At 54.7% G+C, this 18,272-nt stretch carries 19 protein-coding genes and 1 pseudogene; 11 read left to right on the top strand and 9 right to left on the bottom strand.

Translation table 11 applies throughout. The features are described 5' to 3' along the window. Nucleotides 1–129: 129 nt before the first annotated feature. The 9 genes and pseudogenes from ACIPL0_RS22370 to tssI form a co-directional block, all read right to left on the bottom strand. Nucleotides 130–651, bottom strand: a complete 522-nt coding sequence (locus ACIPL0_RS22370; RefSeq protein WP_400599274.1) for an SMI1/KNR4 family protein — start codon at nucleotides 649–651, stop codon at nucleotides 130–132. Then, nucleotides 652–1,116 carry a YrhA family protein gene (locus tag ACIPL0_RS22375; protein WP_400599272.1) on the bottom strand — a complete coding sequence of 155 codons (465 nt, stop codon included), beginning with the start codon at nucleotides 1,114–1,116 and terminating at the stop codon, nucleotides 652–654. It lies immediately after the preceding gene. Nucleotides 1,117–1,344: 228 nt separating this feature from the next. Further along, nucleotides 1,345–1,698, bottom strand: coding sequence for a hypothetical protein (locus tag ACIPL0_RS22380; RefSeq protein ID WP_400599270.1), 354 nt, complete (start codon nucleotides 1,696–1,698; stop codon nucleotides 1,345–1,347). A gap of 121 nt (nucleotides 1,699–1,819) precedes the next feature. Next, nucleotides 1,820–2,035: pseudogene (locus tag ACIPL0_RS22385) on the bottom strand (sugar-binding protein); the annotation flags it as partial. A 128-nt stretch (nucleotides 2,036–2,163) separates the two neighbouring features. Continuing rightward, nucleotides 2,164–2,652, bottom strand: a complete 489-nt coding sequence (locus ACIPL0_RS22390; protein ID WP_400599269.1) for an SMI1/KNR4 family protein — start codon at nucleotides 2,650–2,652, stop codon at nucleotides 2,164–2,166. A 16-nt stretch (nucleotides 2,653–2,668) separates the two neighbouring features. Then, the gene (locus tag ACIPL0_RS22395; RefSeq protein WP_400599268.1) at nucleotides 2,669–6,883 is read right to left on the bottom strand and encodes an RHS repeat-associated core domain-containing protein; all 4,215 of its coding nucleotides are present in this window, start codon (nucleotides 6,881–6,883) and stop codon (nucleotides 2,669–2,671) included. 5 nt (nucleotides 6,884–6,888) lie between these two features. Next, nucleotides 6,889–7,356 carry a DcrB-related protein gene (locus ACIPL0_RS22400; protein WP_400599267.1) on the bottom strand — a complete coding sequence of 156 codons (468 nt, stop codon included), beginning with the start codon at nucleotides 7,354–7,356 and terminating at the stop codon, nucleotides 6,889–6,891. A 36-nt stretch (nucleotides 7,357–7,392) separates the two neighbouring features. Next, entirely contained in the window at nucleotides 7,393–7,971 is a 579-nt protein-coding gene (locus ACIPL0_RS22405; RefSeq protein WP_400599266.1) for a hypothetical protein, read from the bottom strand. A gap of 12 nt (nucleotides 7,972–7,983) precedes the next feature. After that, on the bottom strand, nucleotides 7,984–9,837 hold the full coding sequence (tssI, locus tag ACIPL0_RS22410) for a type VI secretion system tip protein TssI/VgrG (RefSeq protein ID WP_400599265.1): 1,854 nt from the start codon (nucleotides 9,835–9,837) through the stop codon (nucleotides 7,984–7,986). A 688-nt stretch (nucleotides 9,838–10,525) separates the two neighbouring features. On the opposite strand from tssI, the gene ACIPL0_RS22415 reads away from it, so the two are divergent. The 11 genes from ACIPL0_RS22415 (at nucleotide 10,526) to tssC (ending at nucleotide 18,259) form a co-directional block, all read left to right on the top strand. Continuing rightward, nucleotides 10,526–11,977 (top strand): polymorphic toxin type 46 domain-containing protein, encoded by a 1,452-nt coding sequence (locus tag ACIPL0_RS22415; RefSeq protein WP_400599264.1) that lies wholly within the window; start codon nucleotides 10,526–10,528, stop codon nucleotides 11,975–11,977. Further along, complete coding sequence (locus ACIPL0_RS22420) at nucleotides 11,974–12,270, top strand: immunity protein Tsi6 family protein (RefSeq protein WP_400599263.1); 297 nt, start codon at nucleotides 11,974–11,976, stop codon at nucleotides 12,268–12,270. The genes ACIPL0_RS22415 and ACIPL0_RS22420 overlap by 4 nt, the downstream gene beginning before the upstream one ends. Nucleotides 12,271–12,325: 55 nt before the next feature. Further along, nucleotides 12,326–12,871: a hypothetical protein gene (locus tag ACIPL0_RS22425; RefSeq protein ID WP_400599261.1), complete on the top strand. Its 546-nt coding sequence runs from the start codon at nucleotides 12,326–12,328 to the stop codon at nucleotides 12,869–12,871. Nucleotides 12,872–12,959: 88 nt separating this feature from the next. Beyond that, complete coding sequence (locus tag ACIPL0_RS22430; RefSeq protein WP_400599260.1) at nucleotides 12,960–13,244, top strand: hypothetical protein; 285 nt, start codon at nucleotides 12,960–12,962, stop codon at nucleotides 13,242–13,244. A gap of 211 nt (nucleotides 13,245–13,455) precedes the next feature. Further along, complete coding sequence (locus ACIPL0_RS22435) at nucleotides 13,456–13,719, top strand: hypothetical protein (protein ID WP_400599259.1); 264 nt, start codon at nucleotides 13,456–13,458, stop codon at nucleotides 13,717–13,719. A gap of 143 nt (nucleotides 13,720–13,862) precedes the next feature. Next, nucleotides 13,863–14,165 carry an immunity protein Tsi6 family protein gene (locus ACIPL0_RS22440; protein ID WP_400599257.1) on the top strand — a complete coding sequence of 101 codons (303 nt, stop codon included), beginning with the start codon at nucleotides 13,863–13,865 and terminating at the stop codon, nucleotides 14,163–14,165. A gap of 16 nt (nucleotides 14,166–14,181) precedes the next feature. Beyond that, complete coding sequence (locus ACIPL0_RS22445) at nucleotides 14,182–14,511, top strand: hypothetical protein (RefSeq protein WP_400599256.1); 330 nt, start codon at nucleotides 14,182–14,184, stop codon at nucleotides 14,509–14,511. A 69-nt stretch (nucleotides 14,512–14,580) separates the two neighbouring features. After that, nucleotides 14,581–14,880 (top strand): DUF6966 domain-containing protein, encoded by a 300-nt coding sequence (locus ACIPL0_RS22450; protein WP_400599254.1) that lies wholly within the window; start codon nucleotides 14,581–14,583, stop codon nucleotides 14,878–14,880. Between the two features lie 510 nt (nucleotides 14,881–15,390). Further along, the gene (locus tag ACIPL0_RS22455; RefSeq protein ID WP_400599253.1) at nucleotides 15,391–16,140 is read left to right on the top strand and encodes a hypothetical protein; all 750 of its coding nucleotides are present in this window, start codon (nucleotides 15,391–15,393) and stop codon (nucleotides 16,138–16,140) included. Between the two features lie 68 nt (nucleotides 16,141–16,208). Continuing rightward, entirely contained in the window at nucleotides 16,209–16,742 is a 534-nt protein-coding gene (gene tssB / locus ACIPL0_RS22460; protein ID WP_400599251.1) for a type VI secretion system contractile sheath small subunit, read from the top strand. A 14-nt stretch (nucleotides 16,743–16,756) separates the two neighbouring features. Beyond that, on the top strand, nucleotides 16,757–18,259 hold the full coding sequence (tssC, locus tag ACIPL0_RS22465; RefSeq protein WP_400599250.1) for a type VI secretion system contractile sheath large subunit: 1,503 nt from the start codon (nucleotides 16,757–16,759) through the stop codon (nucleotides 18,257–18,259). The last annotated feature ends 13 nt before the right edge of the window (nucleotides 18,260–18,272 follow it).

The following is an 18,272-nucleotide window of genomic DNA, read 5'->3' on the forward strand; positions in this document are numbered from 1 at the left end:
GATTCAGTGTCCGCGCTACAGACACATAGAAATCGTCTCAAAGGTTCATTGCGTCCCTGTCAGGCAAAGTTCCAAAAACAGCATCAGTTGCTGCGTTCGTCACAGTTCGATAAATACCTGAAAACAAAATCAGCTATTCTCTTCCTGCTGATCAAGCAGATAAGAAAAGAAGCTGGAATAGGTGCCCCATTCGTCCGGTGCATTAGCAAATTTTTTAGAATTTAAATTCTCAGCATCCACGGCATCGCACCAAATAACTGAGGGATTGCCTAGAACGTTCAACACAATGATGCTGCCAGCCGGCTCAGCCAAAATTACAAAATTCCTCTCAAGACCTATTGCAGCTCGCACCTTCAACGTTTGTTGCACGATATTTTTTGCCTCTCCAGCAACAGCGATTTCATAGTGACTTATGCCACCTAGAAACCCACCACTATAAAACTTTGCAATTTCCTTTAGATCAGAAGGCAATGTTATATCAAGAGCGGCCTCAACACGCGCGACTTCACCATCGCCACACGACTCAGCACCGAATATAGATACGTACTTCACTTCCATATCTTTGATATCTATCATGTTCTGCTCCACGCTGCTCTTCGTGGTCTGGTTCAGGGCATCGGTGACGGCGATCAGGTGGGCGCGGTCCGCCACTCAAACTCTGTTAGCCATTAAATCAACCATGTATTCAAAAAGGCTTAAAAAATCATGAAATTCTTCATACACATTATCAAAAGCCTGTTTGTCTCTAACCTCATACGTACCCTTGGGAATATTCAGGACATATACGTCCTGATCACTATCGCCGAAAAAAAAGAAATTCTCCATCCCTGCCACTTCTCGAGACAGCAAGTTCATTTCTACAGCACCCGGCGAGTACCCTTCCCCTCCCAAGAGCGGAATCGGGTTCGTCGAATAGAGAAAAACCCCTTCTACCACCACACCATCGAACCACTTTAGAATTTCCAAATAGTCTGGCGGAGGTACCAGTCCGAATTCAATCTCACACTGCTTCAGAAAAAAATCTGCGTCAGATTCACTAGCCCCCTTATTGAAATAAAAACCATCCGCAGCATATTTGCTCATAACCCACAAAAGCTTGGAATTCAAATTACTCATGATCTCTCCGGCTTTTTCAGCCTAGGGCGTTAGGACTTTCGCGGAATGCCTTCCCGTCTGCCCAGTTACTCTCGACATATCCCCCATCAGGGCAGACATCACCACGACAGGGCCCGCAAGCACAACGTGCTGGCAAGGCCGATACAGATCAGCCCGAACAATAGCTTAAATAGCTATCCACGAGAGAAGAACTCGAAAACATTATTGGGTTTATTAAATTTCTTCACACTAACTATCTAGCTGCTGTTCAACTTCCTTATCCGCTGCAGCCAATATGCCTTCCACCACCCCTCCATCAATCTTCCAGACATCAAGACTCGGATTATCAACATATCGCTCACCATAGGGAATTTCGTAAAAATCAGCCGCCAAGTTTTCCTCACTGATGACCTTCAAGACAGATCTTATCTTCGCCGCATGTATTTGATAATCACCCGAAAAAATTTCCATCTCAACTATAGGCAGCCCACCGGAGCATGCACCTTTGAGATCTTGAAGGGGGCGTCCCAAAATTTGTTGAAATTTAAGCAAAACGCTTGCATCCACTTTACTCTTAGCTAGTACAATTGTGATAACGGACACTAGAATTCCTCGGGATAACTAAGATTTACTGGCTCACCAAACAAATCGTTTCCCCAACGCCCTCCCATGCCACTTTTCACAGTGTTCGGCGCGAGTACCAAGATAAATATTTTTTGATCAGCAGTTGGCCATTGGTTTCGTATTTGTATCTGATTTCGCCGCGCAGTTTGTCGAGGGTGCGGGTCAGTTCGCCCGCCGGGTCGTATTCGTAGCGGCGGTGGATCGGGTTGTGAGCGTGTTCGACCAGCAGGCTGTTATTGCCGGGGTTGTGGATCTGCGAGAGTTTTTCCGCCGGCAATGTCGATGCGAACTGCCAGCTTTGCCGGCCCATGACGTCGTCATAGGCGAAGCTAGCGAAGCAACTGAGCCAAGGCTATTAAGTTATCTGTAAATACATTATTAAAGAGCGAAATATCAAACCAAGAAATTAGCAGCCTACTCTTCAGCCTTTATTAGTCTTGAGATTTAAAAATCCAAATCTGACTCATCTTTCAACCCTTCCACAAAATGGGTAAATGACGCTGCAAGCCAGCGATATGCTCTAGCATGATTAACGGAGGCGTCAACATCACTATCAAATGAGTCCGTTGCAAAAAAGCACACTTCACCATCAACCAAACCCAAACAAAAAAAGTTTCCACCATCATCAGTTGCAAAAGGCAGCAGAGTGCTGGGAATTACATTCTTTTCGATCATCAACTCATAGCACCCACCCACAAACTTGGTATCACGTGCATCCTCAGCGCTTGACGGTGCTATAGATTTAAATTTTTTTACTCTAACTGGCTCATACTCATCGCTACTATCCCACCAATCTCTATTCGGCACTCCGCCATTACCAGCCAAATAAAAATCCTTAAACTCTTTTGGCAAAGAATATCCTATCGCCCTCTCCAGCTCGCTAATATCCGACTCACCTATATTCTGCTCGGACTTTATCAACTGCAACGTCATTTAATACTCCTTATTTTTAACAGGTGGAGGACATAGCGCGGGGCGCCCGACCTTTCAGCCATCCTTTGGATTGAGATATCCCTACTGCGTCCGCGTTGCCATATGAGCCAGATGGCAATCCGAAGTGCTTCTCGAATTGTGAAACTGATCCTCCGTGAGGGAAAGTTGCCTCATGAGCAGATGTTTTTACCAATTGCATTGTGGTTTTGCCCGTTTTTGGATCAAAATCATCTAAATGGTGCCAAGTATAGTCGTCGGCTGCAGATGCCTTAATCCCTGCCTCTTTGTACGCCTGCGTAAAGTCTCTGCTTCTTGAGCCCTGCATGGTAATTGTGACGATGTTTTTCTGGACACCACTTACTGGGAACAAGTCTGGAGATCCAGTAAAATCTACGCCCTTAAAGGCCCAGCCCCAAGGATCAATCCATATGTTGGGATTTGGTGTATACCTGTAGAGGTTTGTTCCGCCATCCAACCCAATCGGATCCTGCGTTATAAATCGCCCCACCTCCGGATCGTAGTACCGAAAGGTGTTGTAGTGCAGCCCCGTTTCCTCGTCGAAATACTGCCCTTGAAACCGCAGATTCTGCTCTATATCGCTGACATTCAGCGTTTCCACCTCACCCCAGGCCTTATACGTCGCCTGCCAGACGATCTGGCCGTCGACATCGGTCATTTCCAGTGGAGTGCCGATCTGGTCGGTGTGGAAGTAGTAGAGCTTTTGCTGTTTTTCGCCCTTTTGCTGGTCGATTCTGGCCAGTGGTGCATAGCTGCCGGGTTCGTAGATGTAGAGGCTGCTTTGGCTCGGCGTTTCCTCGCGCAGCATGCGCAGGCCTTGCCAGAGGAAGTGTTTGTGTTCGGTCTGGCCGTCGATTTCGGCGGTTTTGCCGACGCGGCGGCCCAGGCTGTCGTAGCGGTAAGTCCCGGTGCTGTGCAGTTTGCCATTGAGCAACGTTTCGGCTTTGACCAAACGGTTTTCGCAGTCGTAGCTGAAGGTCTGCAGTTTGCTCATGCCGCTGCGTTTTTCAACCAGATTGCCCCACGCATCGTAGGCATATGCCTGGTCGCGCCATTGTTTGATGCGGTTGTCTTTGACCTGGTCGAACTGGCGGTTGTTGAAGTTCAGGCGGTTGGCCGCGGCGTCGTAGCGAAATTCTTCGCTGTCGACGAGTCGACCGGTGTCGCGGCTGTGCAACTGGCCGTTGGCTTCGTATTCGTATTTGATTTCGCCACGCAGTTTGTCGAGGGTGCGGGTCAGTTCGCCCGCTGGGTCGTATTCATAGCGGCGGTGGATCGGGTTGTGAGCGTGTTCGACCAGCAGGCTGTTATTGCCGGGGTTGTGGATCTGCGAGAGTTTTTCCGCCGGCAGTGTCGATGCGAATTGCCAGCTTTTGCGCCCCATGGCGTCGTAGCCGAAGCAGCTGGTGAGCTTGCCCTGGCTGCGGTGGATTTCGCGGTGCAGGTCGTCGCGTTCGATGTCGCTGATCAGCAGGCCATCAAGGTTGAGCTGGTGCAGGTGACCGCTGCCGTAATACAGGTGATTCAGGTGCTGGCCTGTGGGCAAAATCAGCGTGGTCAGGTTGCTCAGCGGATCGTATTCGTAGGCCAGGGCACCTTGTGGCGTGGTTTCCTGGATCAGTCGGCCCAGCAGGTCGTAGGCAAATTCCAGTTTCTCTTCGCTAATGCCGAGTTTTTTACCGGTCGCTGTCGGAAGACGCGTAATGGACAGCAGGCGGTCGCCTTCGTCGTAGACGTAGTCCTGACGGGCATCGTCGTTGAGCTTGGCCAGCAGGCGGCCGATGACGTCGCGTTCAAATGCGGTGCTGCGCTGTGGGCGCTCGGCCCGTTCACCGTAGCCGGTTTCGTCGACACGCGTCAGGTGCCCGCCGAGGTTGTAGCTGAAACGGCGGGTCAGGTTGTCGATGCGCTTTTCTTCGGTCAGGCGGTCGCTGGCGTCGTAGGCAAACTGGTAGGCAGCATTGTTTTCATTGACCAGCGCGGTAAGGCGAATGGCCTGGTCGTATTCGTAACGGATGCGCTGGCCTTTGGCGTCCTGCCGGCTGGACGGCAGCCCGCGTGCAGTGCGTAGCAGGCGCGTGGTCTGGCCTTTGCCGTCGGTGTGCGTCAGTACCTGGCCGAGGGCGTTGTAGGTAAAGGACTCGGCAGTGCCGTCCGGGTGTTCGATGCGCAGGACTTCGCCGTCGGGTTTGCGCTCAAGCTTCGTGGTCTGATTCAGGGCATCGGTGACGGCGATCAGGTGAGCACGGTCATCGTAGCGGTAGAAGGTACTTTTGCCCGAACAATCCTGAAAGCGCTCGACCTGAGCGAGGCTGTTCCACCACAGGTATTTGGATTTGTGGGTGGCGTCGATGATGGTGTGCGGCAGGCCGTCGTCGCTGTTGAGGTACTCGGTTTTGTGGCCGAGGGCGTCAGTTTCGGCGATCAGGTTGCCTTTGTCGTCGTAGCGGGATTTCCAGGTGCTGCCGTCCGGGTAGGTCACCGAGGTCACCAGCCGGGTCAGGTGGTGATAGGTGTACTTCACGGAGCGACCCAGCGGATCGATTTCTTCCAACAAGCGCGAGTATTCGTCGTACTTGAGCTGTAACCGATTGCCGTCAGGCAATTCGATTCCGGTCATGTTGCCGGTGTCATCAAGATCAATTGCATAACGCTCACCGCCAAAGTCACGGCTCGCGATCACTCGATGGTCTTCGTTGTAGTGAACTTCCAGCTCGCGCCCCAGTGCATCGGTTACTCGGGAAGCACGTTGCGCGAAGTCATATTGAAAGCAGAAGTGCTCACCGTCGCTGGTCCAGTGTTCGACCACGCGAAGCTGACCGTCGAGAGCTTCCCAGCGATAGCTACAGGTCAGGCCCAGCGCGTTGCTGTGGCTGGCCATAACGCCGTCGGTATAACTGAAACGACGCATCGAGTCGCCGTTTCGGTTGATGACCTCGATAAGCTGGCCGTTGTCGTCGTAGCGGTACTGCACCAGCGTTTCGACGGCCTCGTTGTCCACCACGCGCTTGACGTCGGTCAGACGCCCCAACGGATGGTCGTAATGTAAGTGCACACGCACACCGCCCGTAGCGCTGATGTCAGTGAGCACACCTTCGACCGTACGTGTGAAATGCAGGAAATGGCCAAGGCCGTTTTCGATGCGTTGCAACGGTACCGGCGTGTTGTCGTCCGCCACTTCGCCGAAGTAGAAAAAGATGTTGTCGAGCGTCTGCAGCAGATAGTGGCCACCCTCGGTACACACCAGATAAACCTGCTCATGCGGGTTGTAGATGCGCTCGCCAGGCTGCATGTCGACAAAAGGCACGCTGCGTCCCTGGTTGTCGGTGAGGTAAACGAAGCCTGCCCGGCGACGCAGACTTTGCTCCCATGGCAACACCCAGCCTCGGCCAAGCACGCTATCGACGGTCAGATCACTGGCATAAAAGCGTGACCATTCGATTGGCATAAGTCCCGGCAGGCTGAAGTCGGTTTCGTCAGGAATGACCTTGCGCCCGGTGGTCATATCCACCGGGTTGCCGACCAGACCACCTACGGCGCGTTCGATAGCCGGACCGATCACATATCGACTGGCCACTTCGCCCGCAACGAAGCCTGCCGTGAATTTCATGACGCACGGCATGATCGCTTTCATGCCGGCCTGACTGCCCGCCTTGATCAGTTGGGCGATACCACCGGCAGCGCCGGCAATCGCCATGAGGATGTCGACCGTGGTACGCAGCCAGCCGGGGATCTCATCGTCGACCGGCAGGTAACGTTGGGTGCCGCCGCCAATCAGGACATTGCCCGAGCCGCTGGAGATGGTGGCGCCGCAGGTGATTTTGTCGCCTTTACGAGCTGCCGCCGTGCTGTTGATGAATACGTTGGTCGAGCCTTCAGCGACCTGTACCGGACCGGGATGCTTGTTGCATGCCCCCAGACTTTGCGCGACGTGCGCCGCCTGGCGACTGTTGACGAACACGTTGGATGAGGCCGTTACGATGGTCCCCGTGGGCGATGAGAACATGCTGCCTATCGCCTCTCCCGCCGCAACGAGCAGGCTACCTCCGACGCCTGCTGCGAGTCCCGCCAGGAGTGCCACACCAAATCCACAGGTGAACGTCGCAATGGCTACCGCAGCAACCAGGGCAATGCCCAGCGCAGCGCCGATGAGGAACCCCCCTAGCGCGCTGGTGTGTGAAATCTCGTCACCGAACCGTGCGGCTTCGAACATGAGCGTTACTCCTGTTCGTTGGAGCCGGTAGTGATGCTGCCAGATTGGCGAGGCTGAAAACTGGCAAGCAAGTCAGCCCAGTTCTGGTTCTGCTCCGCGCTGAAGTCGGCCTGCGCCGTGGTAGAGAAAATCAGGGCTCGGCCAGGCTCGGTCAGAAATGCCGCCTGGCGCTGATAGAAGGGCCGCCCCTCGTTCATGTAATAAGCGTCGATCTGAATGCCATCAATTGGCGCGGCAGTGGACAGCGAAGCAGCGCTTTTACCCAGCAACGTGTAACCGCGCAGCTTGGAGGCCATCATCTTCACCTGCCGATCCACGTAGGCCTTGAGCGCCTCCGACGGCAACAGGTTGTCTCGCGAAATGGTAATGCTCAAGGGCGCCGGGATGCTTGCACCCAGCACGAACATGTTGACCGTGCGGTCCTGAAAGCCTGCCGGCAGCGCGATGCTGCCTTCCTGCAACTCATAATCCATGTGAGATGTCTTCCTGAAATTCCAAAAAAGCGTTGTTCAGCGGACTGCCATGCCTGAAAGCATGTTGTCGAAATCGATCAGCCAGAGGCTGAGGCTCGGTTTGGTGGGATCGATCACGCACGAGAGGCTGATCCACTGCGGCTCAAGCCTTCCGGCGACCGGCACGATGCTGCCGACCAAACGTCCGTGCCGCTCGGCATGGCCCATCGAAAAATGAAAATCCACGACCCGCGCCAGGCTTCCCGCCATCAGGCAGTCGCGCTCACGAATCACCCGCAGCTCTGGATACAGCTTGCGAAAGGTCTGCATGGATTCGCTGAGCAGACCTTCAAGTGTCGCGCCCTCACGGACATCCCGGCGCTTGATTGTCAGAACGACAGGCTCGCCTTCATGCTCGAGCGTGGTCTGGATATCGCGGAAATTGAAACCATCAGGCAGCACCAGATTGAAGCCGCCAAAACTGAAGCTGCTGGGCACGTTGCGCAGCGGCACTACCGGTTCAGGCTCGGGTTCCGGTTCTGCCACGGGCACAACGACCTGCTGCTCCGCACGTGCTGCGGCCTCAAGCGCCAGACGCCGCTCTGAAATGCGGTCATACATGCTGGTTCTGGTCATGACCTGATCACCTTAATCATTGATCCGCACCTGTGCTCCGGTCATCTGGGTTGTGCCGGTACTGACGGTAGAAATGGTGTTGCCTTTGATCTCAATACCATCCGGCGTAAGGGTGATGCTGCTGTCCCCCACCTGAAGAATGATGTGTTGCTTGGCGTTGACCTGGATGAACTGGTTGTCGACCTGGATCGTCAACGAGCCTTCCTGGACGTTCATCACCGTGTCTTTCTTGATGGTTTCGGTGTGAGTACCGCCGACGGTGATGGTCCGGTTGGCGCCGACGTGGTGGCTTTCGTCGACTTCGATCTCGGTGTCCATGTTGCGCTCGGCGTGCATGATGATCTGCTCGGCGCCGGACTTGTCTTCGAAGCGGAAGAAGTTGGCGGTGCCGCCGTCCCCCTTCATCGACCGCGTCAGAAAACCGCTCTGGGTCTTGTTCGCCGGCAGTGACCACGGCGGGGTGTTCTGGCTGTTGTACAGGCTGCCCATGATCAGCGGGCGGTCGGGGTTGCCGTCGAGAAAGACCACGACGACTTCGTCTCCGACGCGGGGGATCTGGATGCTGCCGAAGCCGCCGCTGGCGCCGGACTGGGCGACGCGGACCCAGCAGGAGCTGTGGTCGTTGTATTGGCCGTTGCGGTCCCAGTGGAACTGGATTTTCACGCGGCCCAGTTCGTCGGTGAAGATTTCTTCGCCCGGTGGGCCGACGATGATGGCGGTCTGCGGGCCGGAGATGGTCGGGCGTGGCGTGGACAGTTGCGGGCGGAAGACGATCTTTTTGCGCACGCAGGAGAAGGTGTTGTAGTAGCTGGCCTGGTGGCCGTTGAGGTAGTTGTTGTGACCTTCGCTTTCGACGCTCATCAACAGGAACTGCCGGTCTTCGGCGGCGCCTTGGTCGTGGTCGTAGTGCTGCTGCAATTCGAAGGTGAAGCCGGGGCGCATGGCCCGGCAGTTACTGGCGCCTTCGAATTTTTTGCCACGCAGTTCCAGGGCTTCCATGCGCAGGCGCAGCAGGGTTTCGCCTTCGTCGTAGGTGCCGTGGGTGTACTGGCCGGGGAAGTCGTAGATTTCGAAGTTCTCGACGTCGCCCTGTTTGTTCAGGCTGTTCATCGCCACCGGCAGCCGGTTGTTGGGCTGGCGGTAGTCGAAGGTCTGCACGGCGATCTTGCCGGACTGCAACTGGCGATTGCCGTTCCACTGGGTGATGGAGTCGGCGGTTTCCGTCACCGATGCGGTGTGGAAGCGGATCTGCGGTTGTTCCGGCAAGGCCACCAGCGTGCTGGAGTCATCGCAGATGATCATCGTGTGACCTTCGGCGGTGTGCTCGAAGTAGTAAAACATGCCTTCTTCTTCGAGCAGGCGCTGGACGAAGTTGAAGTCGGTTTCGCGGTACTGGGTGATGTAGGTGTAGCGCTTCTGCGGCTTGCTCAGGCGAAATTCGTGACGGGAGAATGCCGGGCACAGGGCGAACACCTGGGTGACCACTTCCTCGACCGTATTGCCCTGGAAAATCCGTGTGTCGAAGCGGTTTTTCAGCATCGAAAACCACGGGTTCAGGGTCGCGGTGTAACGGGCCATGCCGCCGTCGCTGCCAATGCTGGCGAACCGGGTGAGGTAGCCGGCCAGATAGCGTGGCGAGCCGGTGGCCAGTTCGATTTCGATGGTGACCAACTGCCCCATCATCGACTTGAGTTCGACGCCGGAATCTTCGCAGACCAGCATCAGTTCAAAGCTGTACGCCTGCGACAAACCCTCGCGCCCCTTGAAGGACTCGATCAGCAGTTGCTGTTCCGGGTTGGCGAGGTTGTTGAACTTGAACAGGCGCCGGTTCTGGGGCGAGAGCAACGCGGCAAGGTCCATCGTCATGTGTATCTCCTTGAAGGCAAACGGCACGCTACCGCCCGCTCGGCGACATTGGGTCACAAGCTGAGAAGATGGGGATCGAAGCCCCGGCGCATCCTCGCTGACCCGGCAAATCTCCCCTGTCTGCCAACTGCGCGACAGGGGCTAAAAAAAACTGAAAAACTCGTAAGACGTTTACTACAGATGCGTCTGATTGAATTATTCAGGCCGAAGCTGTTGGCTGGACTGTCGGACCGCAGTGCAATTCGAAAGTGCCACTAGCTATCGAAAATCGCGAACACAGTCACAGTCTCAAAAATGTTACAGAGGATTGAGAGCCGCAAAGGAGACACCCGCACGCTGCATTGTGTCAACCCGGCAAAGTGTCCCTGCGGGGTAAATCGCTGTGCAGTGGTTCACTGTTTGAACACTTCACTTAAAAATTATCCGGCGATATTCCGGGGCTTTCAGACCATATATTTCCTGTTGTGACAGCGAGTTAAGCGGGCTCAACTAGGCATTACTATCCAATTGCCATCATTGCCGATGTGTAACGTGAATGAGAAAAATGCAGGCCTTCCTGAAATTAATCGTGTCGAGAACTGTCTGAACGCCAACAGTGGCACTTAGCTATCGGATATTGATGGCAAACATGTGCTGTTTGTCTGCGCGTAGTTGGATGCGCGCGCTCACCAAGGACTGTGATGTGTAAATGGATCTTCTAGCCCACGTCCCCAGCTGGGATGACATCGAACGCAACCTGGACCACAAATTCAGCGAGCTGAACCAGAGCGTCAACCACGGGCTGCAGAGCGCTCACGACAGTTGGGACGGTTTCACCCGTCGCGTCAGCAATGGCGCCAGCCAGGCTTACGGCTACATGGGCGGGCACCGGATCGACAACGTGCGCAACGCCATGGCGCTGTCTTACCCGATCATCCAGACCGACTTGCGCCGCAAGTGGGCCTCCATCGAAATCGAACAGATCCTGCCGGTGCTGCTGCAACTGGTGAAGGAGGTGTCGATGATTCTGGGGGGGAGCGTGGCGGTGGGTACCATTGCCGGCGGCGCGGCAGGGGCGTTTGCCTTTGGGGTTGGGGCTGCGCCGGGTGCCGTGGCGGGCGCAGGTATCGGCCTGCAGATCGGCAATCTGATTCTCATGGCGCTGGGTCTGTCGGCGATTGCCGAGTATTTCTACAAGGGCCTGCCGGCCTGCCTGTCGAGCTTGCAGGAAGGGCTGGCCACCGCCTGGTATGCCGAAGACGGTTTGAAACCACCAGGGCTCGACCCCAGCGGCGGCTCGGCGGCGCAGATCCAGGAGCGCACCGAACGTGCCGCACGCCAGTTGGCTCGCGGGCAGGAACAACTGGTGCTGCTGTTGCTGACCGCCATCGTGACCTACCTGACACGCGGCCAGATGAAGGCCGGCGTGATGAACAGCATGGAAAGCATCGCGACTCGCAGCGCCAGGCTTCAGGCGGAGATTTCCAACAAGCAGTTTGCGAACTGGCTGGCGAAGAATGAGCAGAAGATTCTGGCGCAGCCGGAGTTGCAGGTAAAAGAACCGACACCGCTGAAAAAGGTGGAGCCAGACCCCATTAGGGAATTGCCGCCGAGCAAACCTACCACCACGCCTATTGAGGAAAATGTCGCTCAGCCATTGTCAAGGCGTGATTATTTAAACCAGAAATTTGGCCGAACAGGTGATCTTGTTCAGGACATCAACATTCGGGGAAATCGAGAGACCGCAGCCCGTTTCTTCGAGTCTCAAGGTTACAAACCTGCCGACTACGAAGGCTACATGAACGGACTCGACTTCTCGAAGCCCGTCAGCGTGGAAACGATCAACAGCGGCAAGAAGCTATGGCAATTCCAGGTACCCGGCGGAAGACAAGGCATGTGGTACTCTCCCACCCCTGATGTTGTCCCCGGACAATTGGGCATAAATCCTCTGGGCCAGATTTACAAGACTGAAACTGTTGTGCCCAAAATCATAAACGTCTACGAGACCACCGATAAGGTCACTCTGTTGCGCAGCACATCGGCGCCGGTGATGGACACCTGGTCGGTCCCCTCGCAGCCATTCGATGCAATCGGCGGTGCTCGGCAGATGACATCCGGGCAGAGGGATCTATTTAAATTGATAGGCACAGGTACCCCATGAAACCATCAACACCACTGGGCTACGTTGAAAAAGCGATCGCGGTGACCCTTGACCGCCAAAACAGATGCCCTCAATTCCCCGTATACGATCTGCTCCTTCAACAACTGCAGTACGTGAAGGCCGTATTCGAAGGTGTGGACAAAGACAAATCCCGGCTGCACCAACTCACCATCGGCGCCATTGCGTCGAAAGAGTTTGAGGAAAACGATCCGGAGCTGGCAAGAGCGCTCAAGGACGCCTTTTATGTCGCTATACAGTCCGGGCGAGGCCTGAAGATAAAACTCCCGGACTGACAGAGGCAATCGCTAAAGAGAGTAAGACCTATGACAGCAAAGTAAGAGGCTTTTGATGGGAGTCAGTAAAGGTGAGCGTTTTGCAACCGAGGACATCTTTGTAGACTACCCATTTGAGGAGGTCACCTATCGATGGGACCACATGTCGCAGCAAGTATTTGTTCGGTTTTATGGAGAACAGGAAAGCCGTGATCCGATTTCGCATGAAAACAACCTTTTCAATGAGTCGCTTCGTCACGGCGAGGAAATTACCAGAGAGGAATATGAGAGGGGTCGAGTATCTGGTCACATTTATGTCAATGGAAACCGCGTCCTGATTCCGCATCCTGTGAGTGAAGCACTAGAATACAAAAACTTGATTGTGGTTCGGATTGATCCACCTGCAGGGGTAATCTTCAACAGAAATATTTATGGGATAACGAATGTTGGAGAAATACTTTGGCAAATTCAAGAAAGCCCCCACGGAACGCAAGAAGACAAGCCGTACACCAATATTTTTCTAGATCCAAACGGAGTTCTCATTGCTGAAAACTGGAATGGCGTAGGCTATTCTGTAAATCCAGAGAGTGGTGAAATTTCAGTTGCCACCTTCAATAAATGACCCATAACCCTATCTTGCTACTCCACAGCAGGGTCGAGCTTCTGCAAACAGTCAGTTTTAAAGGATCCGTTTTTATCAGGACAACTCCATGAGCCGCCTGAACGCAGCTGAAAAAGTAGAAGCAGCCATTATCGTCATTAATGATACTATCGCCCAACGCGCGCAAGAGACTTTTGAGTTTACTAACCCAAGCCAACTGACACAATTCAGAGCACGTCTAATACAAGCACTGGAGCGGATTCTGAAAAATGAGATTCCAGAGCGAAAATATCGCGAGCTCGGCATAGCTAAAATAATTACCGGCCAATGGCCGTACGATCTTGACCTTGGCTTAAAAATTATCGCGGCAGAGCAAGCCTACAAAGCCATATGAAAATATCAAATACCTTTAAATCAGTGTATTCGGGCAGGCCAGAAGCATTTTTCACTCGCCCGCTCCGGATGTCAGAATGCAAAAACACTTCTACCACCAGGCTTGGCTATTCGCCTGCAATGCTCATATTTCACAGAAGATGGCTGACTCTGAACTACCTTACTCTATCGTTCTGCATTCTGACCGTTCTCCAACAGCTTAGAGTATCATTATGAATTTTGTAGATATGTACGTTAATCGCGAGGAACGCTTTTCAATAGGCATAGAGAAAGTGTCCGGAAAATTCTATGTTTCATTCCCTGTCAGGAATGACATGATTGACTATGAGGAATATTACGAGATTGACCGTGCGCAGTATGATCTGTATCAAAAGGATCCCAATGCTGCACTGGTATTCGTCACCCGATGCCGCCATAGAGAGTTAGACGAATTGCTGATCCAGAAGCCCGGTAGCAAGAGGGGGACGGCTATTTAATTTACGGATTTTGTCCACCAATATGGCAACAAGTGCTAGGCGGTGAAGCGTCACCGCTGACATTTTTTTGCGAGTTAAACAATAACAAAACGGTAGAATTATCAAAATTCATAGCTAAGTTTTCCAGAGGAACTTACAAACGAATGTCCGCCCCCTCAGCCACCCCACTCGTCTATGTGCTCAAAGCGATTGATCTCACCCAGGAGCGCCATCACCGATGCCCGCAACTCCCCGTATACGATCTGCTCCTTCAGCAACTGCAGTACGTGAAGGCCGTATTCGAAGGTGTGGACAAAGACAAATCCCGGCTGCACCAACTCACCATCGGCGCCATTGCGTCGAAAGAGTTTGAGGAAAACGATCCAGAGCTGGCAAGAGCGCTCAAGGACGTCTTTTATGTCGCTATACAGGCCGGGCGTGGCTTGAAGATAAAGCTCCCGGACTGACGAGGACCAGAAGAACGTGGATATCTCAGCATTGCGCATCGCGGCTCAACGCTTCAGGGAGCAGCTTGACTGTCACAGGCTTTGTCATCCCGCCGTCGCAACGCTGGGCACGGAGCTTGAGCCACTGATGGCGAAGGCCGGACGCGGCCAGATCCAGACCCCCATGGAGTGGCGAGATATTCCGGGGGCCTACCTTTTCACCGAGGAAGGACTGCAGCAATACCCGGCTCTGGAACACGCCTTCGCCGAGTTCCGCATCGAGTTGACTGGCGGGGAGTCACCGACTCTGCGTCGACTCAAGGAAAAGATGGGCGAACCCCCGAAGAGCGGCACAGAACCGGTTTGACCCGCCCCTGGATTGGGGTCATTACCCGATTGCGCAGACAAAACGCGAACTGAAGATCAAGCTTCCGGAATGAACTCAATCGACGAAATAGCCAGCCACCTGCAACGTATTGCGCAGTTATTGCGGGATTTTGAGGAGCACTCGTGGGCGCAATCCTTCGAGGCCTTGAAACATGAACTGGCCACAGACCCATCACACACCGCCTGGAAAATCACTCGTCTGTACGGCGGTGCAGGGTCGTTCAGTGATCTGGTTCTCCATCAGAATCGAGTGGCGCCTCGACTCGAAAATGATGAACTGGCTCAGCTACGCTCCGCCCTTTACGGATTGTGCCGCCAGCAAAACAGCTCAAAAAACGATCAATTCTGACCACCATCTACGCCTGCCTCCCCCTCCGTTGCCATCATTTTTCCTCCCAAAAAATCATCCACTCGCGTGGAAATGTATTTTTTTTGATTCAGTGAGCCTCTTCCCAAGGTGAACCGGTTCACCCTTTTCGCCTTTATTTTGGCCACGAAATGGGATCCAAAAAACGGCTGAACCCCCCGATTTCTCTGGGCGAAAGGGCATAAACACGATTGGATACTTGTAACTAGTGGCATCAAGACATCATTGCGATGTGTATCAAAAACGAGAAAAAATCCTTGGCCTGTGGGAACTTTCCTACACAGAAAATTGCCTGATCTGTCACTGCTGGCCAGTCAATAGCGATTTGCTAGCACCAAACTTCCGCTTACTTTCCGTGGTGAGATTTCGCGATGACAACCTATGCGAAATCAAACTTCCGGACAGGTGTGCCAGTCGAGAAATTTGTAGCCCGTCGCATTTCCCCGTAATTGTTCGGGATGTTGTAACGATGGGTTCAAGGACGATGTACCGATGACTCAGACGTTCGATGTAGAAGCATTGATCAAGCTGCGAAGCCAGACACGAGCCATTTCGGATGTGCTGAAGGCACAAGCATCGGATTATTTGGCGACACTGGCATTGTTAATACGCCCGCAAACTTTCTTTGGCGAATATCTGCAAGGCGCACAGCGCAGCAGCGGGCGGGAAACCCAGCATCATTTCAAAGAGTTGAAAGCACTGTATGACCGGATTGGTTCGGCGTCTCCGTTCCAGTTGGTCAATGAAATGGAAGTTCCGCTGAATCTGATCAGCACCACGCCCGAACTGTTCCCGCTGGAATACGACAAGGTGTTGGCGCAGAGCGGCCAGAGCATCCGTATCACCAGCCCGACGCGCTGGGTGGTGGGGTTCAACTCGTTCGATCTGTCGCGCTTTCGCAAGGTGGTCAACGACCCCAACCGCAGCAGCGCCGAGCTGTATCGCTTCGTCGTGCATTACCTGGTGCTGTTCTACTGCGTGAGCAAATCACCGGGGTTGGGCCGGCTGTTCGACGGGCTGCGTTTTCCGGTGAGTTTCGAGCGCTTGAAGGATTTCGGTGACCTGCCTTTCTGCGTGATCAGCTCGCCGGTGCGCTCGACCTTGCCCGATGACTCGGTCATTCGCAGCAGCACGCAGATTGCCGGTAACGCCAGCTTTGAAGAGCTGGTGGGCCACGACAGCGTCATGGACATGAACGATGAGATTCGTCAGCGCCTGTTGCTGACGATCGAAGGACTGTAACGCGCCCGGCTCACCGTTGGGCCGGGATGCAAACGACTTGCAGCGAGTTGCTCGCACAGGAGAACACGATGGCGAAGAAGGAAAGTACCCAGCACAAGCTCGACCGCGTTCGCGCCCCTCGGGTTCATATCACCTACGACGTGGATATCGGCGACGCTCAGGAAAAGAAAGAGCTGCCGTTTGTCGTCGGCGTGCTGGGTGATTTTTCCGGCAACCCGCTGGAGCCATTGCCGAAGCTGAAGGACCGCAAGTTCATTTTCATCGATCGCGACAACTTCAACGGCGTGCTCAAGGGCATCAAACCGCGCCTGACTTACCGCGTCGACAACACCCTGGCCAAGAACGGTACGCAGCTGGGCGTGGAGCTGAATTTCAACACCCTCGAAGACTTTGAGCCGCAGAACGTGGTCAAGCAGGTCGAGCCGCTACGCAAGCTGCTGGAGGTGCGCAACAAGCTGGCGGACCTGCGCAACAAGATGGGCGGCAACGACAAGCTCGAAGAGTTGTTGATGGACGTGTTGCAGAACACCGAGAAGCTGAAAACGCTGGGCAAGGAATTCGGTCGTGAAGCCGCCGTTCCAGCCACCGACGCCAACGAGTAAGCAGGAGCACGACGATGAACGACAAACAAGCCGTGGCCCGGCAGGACAGCGATCTGGTCGAAGTGGAAAACTTTGCTCCGCAATCGTCGCTGCTCGACAGCATCATTTCCGAAAGCCGCGTGGCCCGTTCGGAAACCGAGCGTACCCGCACCCGTGATCTGATCGGCGAGCTGGTCGGCCAGGTGCTGGAAGGCGAAATGACGCCGAGCAAAGACCTGATCGCAGTGCTGGATGCGCGTATCGCCGAGATCGATGCAATGCTCTCCGAGCAGATGAACGAGATCATGCATGCTCGCGAATTCCAGCAACTGGAGGCGTCGTGGCGCGGCCTGAAGTATCAGGTCGACCAGACCGAAACCAGCACCACGCTGAAGATTCATCTGCTCAACGCTTCAAAAAAGGATCTGGTTCGCGACCTCAAGGCCTCGTCGGAATTCGACCAGAGCGCGCTGTTCAAGAAGATCTACGAAGAAGAGTACGGCACCTTCGGCGGCGCGCCGTTCGGCATGCTGCTGGGCGACTACGAGTTCAACCGCAACCCGGAAGACATGTACCTGCTCGAAGAGATTTCCCATGTCGCCGCAGCGGCCCATGCGCCGTTCATTTCGGCGGCGTCGCCCGAGCTGTTCGGCTGGGACTCGTTCACCGACATGTCCGGCCCGCGCGACCTGGCGAAGATCTTCGACACGGTCGAGTACGCCAAGTGGAAGTCCTTCCGCAATTCCGAAGACTCGCGCTACGTCGGCCTGACCCTGCCCCACGTGCTGGGCCGGCTGCCTTACGGCCCGGATACCACGCCGGTGGAAGAATTCAATTTCGTCGAAAGCGTCGACGGTCGCGACCACAACAAGTACCTGTGGATGAACGCGGCCTATGCGCTGGGCACCCGGGTCACGGACGCGTTTTCCCGCTACGGCTGGTGCGTGGCGATTCGTGGCGTTGAAGGCGGCGGTCTGGTGGAAGGCCTGCCGACCCACACCTTCAAGACCGATGACGGCGAAATCGCCCTCAAATGCCCGACCGAAATCGCCATCACCGACCGCCGCGAAAAAGAGCTGTCGGACCTGGGGTTCATTCCGCTGGTGCACTGCAAAGGCACCGACTACGCAGCGTTTTTCGGCACCCAGTCGACGCAGAAGCAGAAGCAGTACAACACCGACATCGCCAATGCCAACGCCAGGCTGTCGGCGCAGTTGCAGTACATCTTCGCCACCTCGCGCATCGCTCACTACATGAAGGCAATCATGCGCGACAAGGTCGGCAGCTTCGCTTCGCGCAAGGACGTCGAACTGTTCCTGAACAAGTGGCTGTCCAGCTATGTGCTGCTTGACGACACCGCCAGCCAGGAAGCCAAGGCCAAGTTCCCGCTGCGTGAAGCCCGCGCCGAGGTGTTCGAAGTGCCCGGCAAGCCAGGTGTGTACAAGGCCGTGACGTACCTGCGTCCGCACTACCAGCTGGACGAGCTGACCGCTTCCCTGCGCCTGGTGGCCGAGTTGCCGCAATCCACGCGCGGCTGATCGAGACGATTGC

The sequence above is a fragment of the Pseudomonas sp. NPDC090208 genome, assembly GCF_044746785.1.
GTDB lineage: Bacteria > Pseudomonadota > Gammaproteobacteria > Pseudomonadales > Pseudomonadaceae > Aquipseudomonas.

What these genes read in the sequence shown, in the direction of transcription:
- ACIPL0_RS22405 (WP_400599266.1), bottom strand. Translation starts at nt 7,971, where the DNA reads ATGACCAGAACCAGCATGTATGACCGCATTTCAGAGCGGCGTCTGGCG.
- ACIPL0_RS22435 (WP_400599259.1), top strand. Translation starts at nt 13,456, where the DNA reads ATGAATTTTGTAGATATGTACGTTAATCGCGAGGAACGCTTTTCAATA.
- ACIPL0_RS22455 (WP_400599253.1), top strand. Translation starts at nt 15,391, where the DNA reads ATGACTCAGACGTTCGATGTAGAAGCATTGATCAAGCTGCGAAGCCAG.
- ACIPL0_RS22420 (WP_400599263.1), top strand. Translation starts at nt 11,974, where the DNA reads ATGAAACCATCAACACCACTGGGCTACGTTGAAAAAGCGATCGCGGTG.
- ACIPL0_RS22390 (WP_400599269.1), bottom strand. Translation starts at nt 2,652, where the DNA reads ATGACGTTGCAGTTGATAAAGTCCGAGCAGAATATAGGTGAGTCGGAT.
- ACIPL0_RS22425 (WP_400599261.1), top strand. Translation starts at nt 12,326, where the DNA reads ATGGGAGTCAGTAAAGGTGAGCGTTTTGCAACCGAGGACATCTTTGTA.
- ACIPL0_RS22395 (WP_400599268.1), bottom strand. Translation starts at nt 6,883, where the DNA reads ATGTTCGAAGCCGCACGGTTCGGTGACGAGATTTCACACACCAGCGCG.
- tssI (WP_400599265.1), bottom strand. Translation starts at nt 9,837, where the DNA reads ATGACGATGGACCTTGCCGCGTTGCTCTCGCCCCAGAACCGGCGCCTG.
- tssB (WP_400599251.1), top strand. Translation starts at nt 16,209, where the DNA reads ATGGCGAAGAAGGAAAGTACCCAGCACAAGCTCGACCGCGTTCGCGCC.
- ACIPL0_RS22415 (WP_400599264.1), top strand. Translation starts at nt 10,526, where the DNA reads ATGGATCTTCTAGCCCACGTCCCCAGCTGGGATGACATCGAACGCAAC.
- ACIPL0_RS22375 (WP_400599272.1), bottom strand. Translation starts at nt 1,116, where the DNA reads ATGAGTAATTTGAATTCCAAGCTTTTGTGGGTTATGAGCAAATATGCT.
- ACIPL0_RS22400 (WP_400599267.1), bottom strand. Translation starts at nt 7,356, where the DNA reads ATGGATTATGAGTTGCAGGAAGGCAGCATCGCGCTGCCGGCAGGCTTT.
- ACIPL0_RS22430 (WP_400599260.1), top strand. Translation starts at nt 12,960, where the DNA reads ATGAGCCGCCTGAACGCAGCTGAAAAAGTAGAAGCAGCCATTATCGTC.
- ACIPL0_RS22450 (WP_400599254.1), top strand. Translation starts at nt 14,581, where the DNA reads ATGAACTCAATCGACGAAATAGCCAGCCACCTGCAACGTATTGCGCAG.
- ACIPL0_RS22440 (WP_400599257.1), top strand. Translation starts at nt 13,863, where the DNA reads ATGTCCGCCCCCTCAGCCACCCCACTCGTCTATGTGCTCAAAGCGATT.
- tssC (WP_400599250.1), top strand. Translation starts at nt 16,757, where the DNA reads ATGAACGACAAACAAGCCGTGGCCCGGCAGGACAGCGATCTGGTCGAA.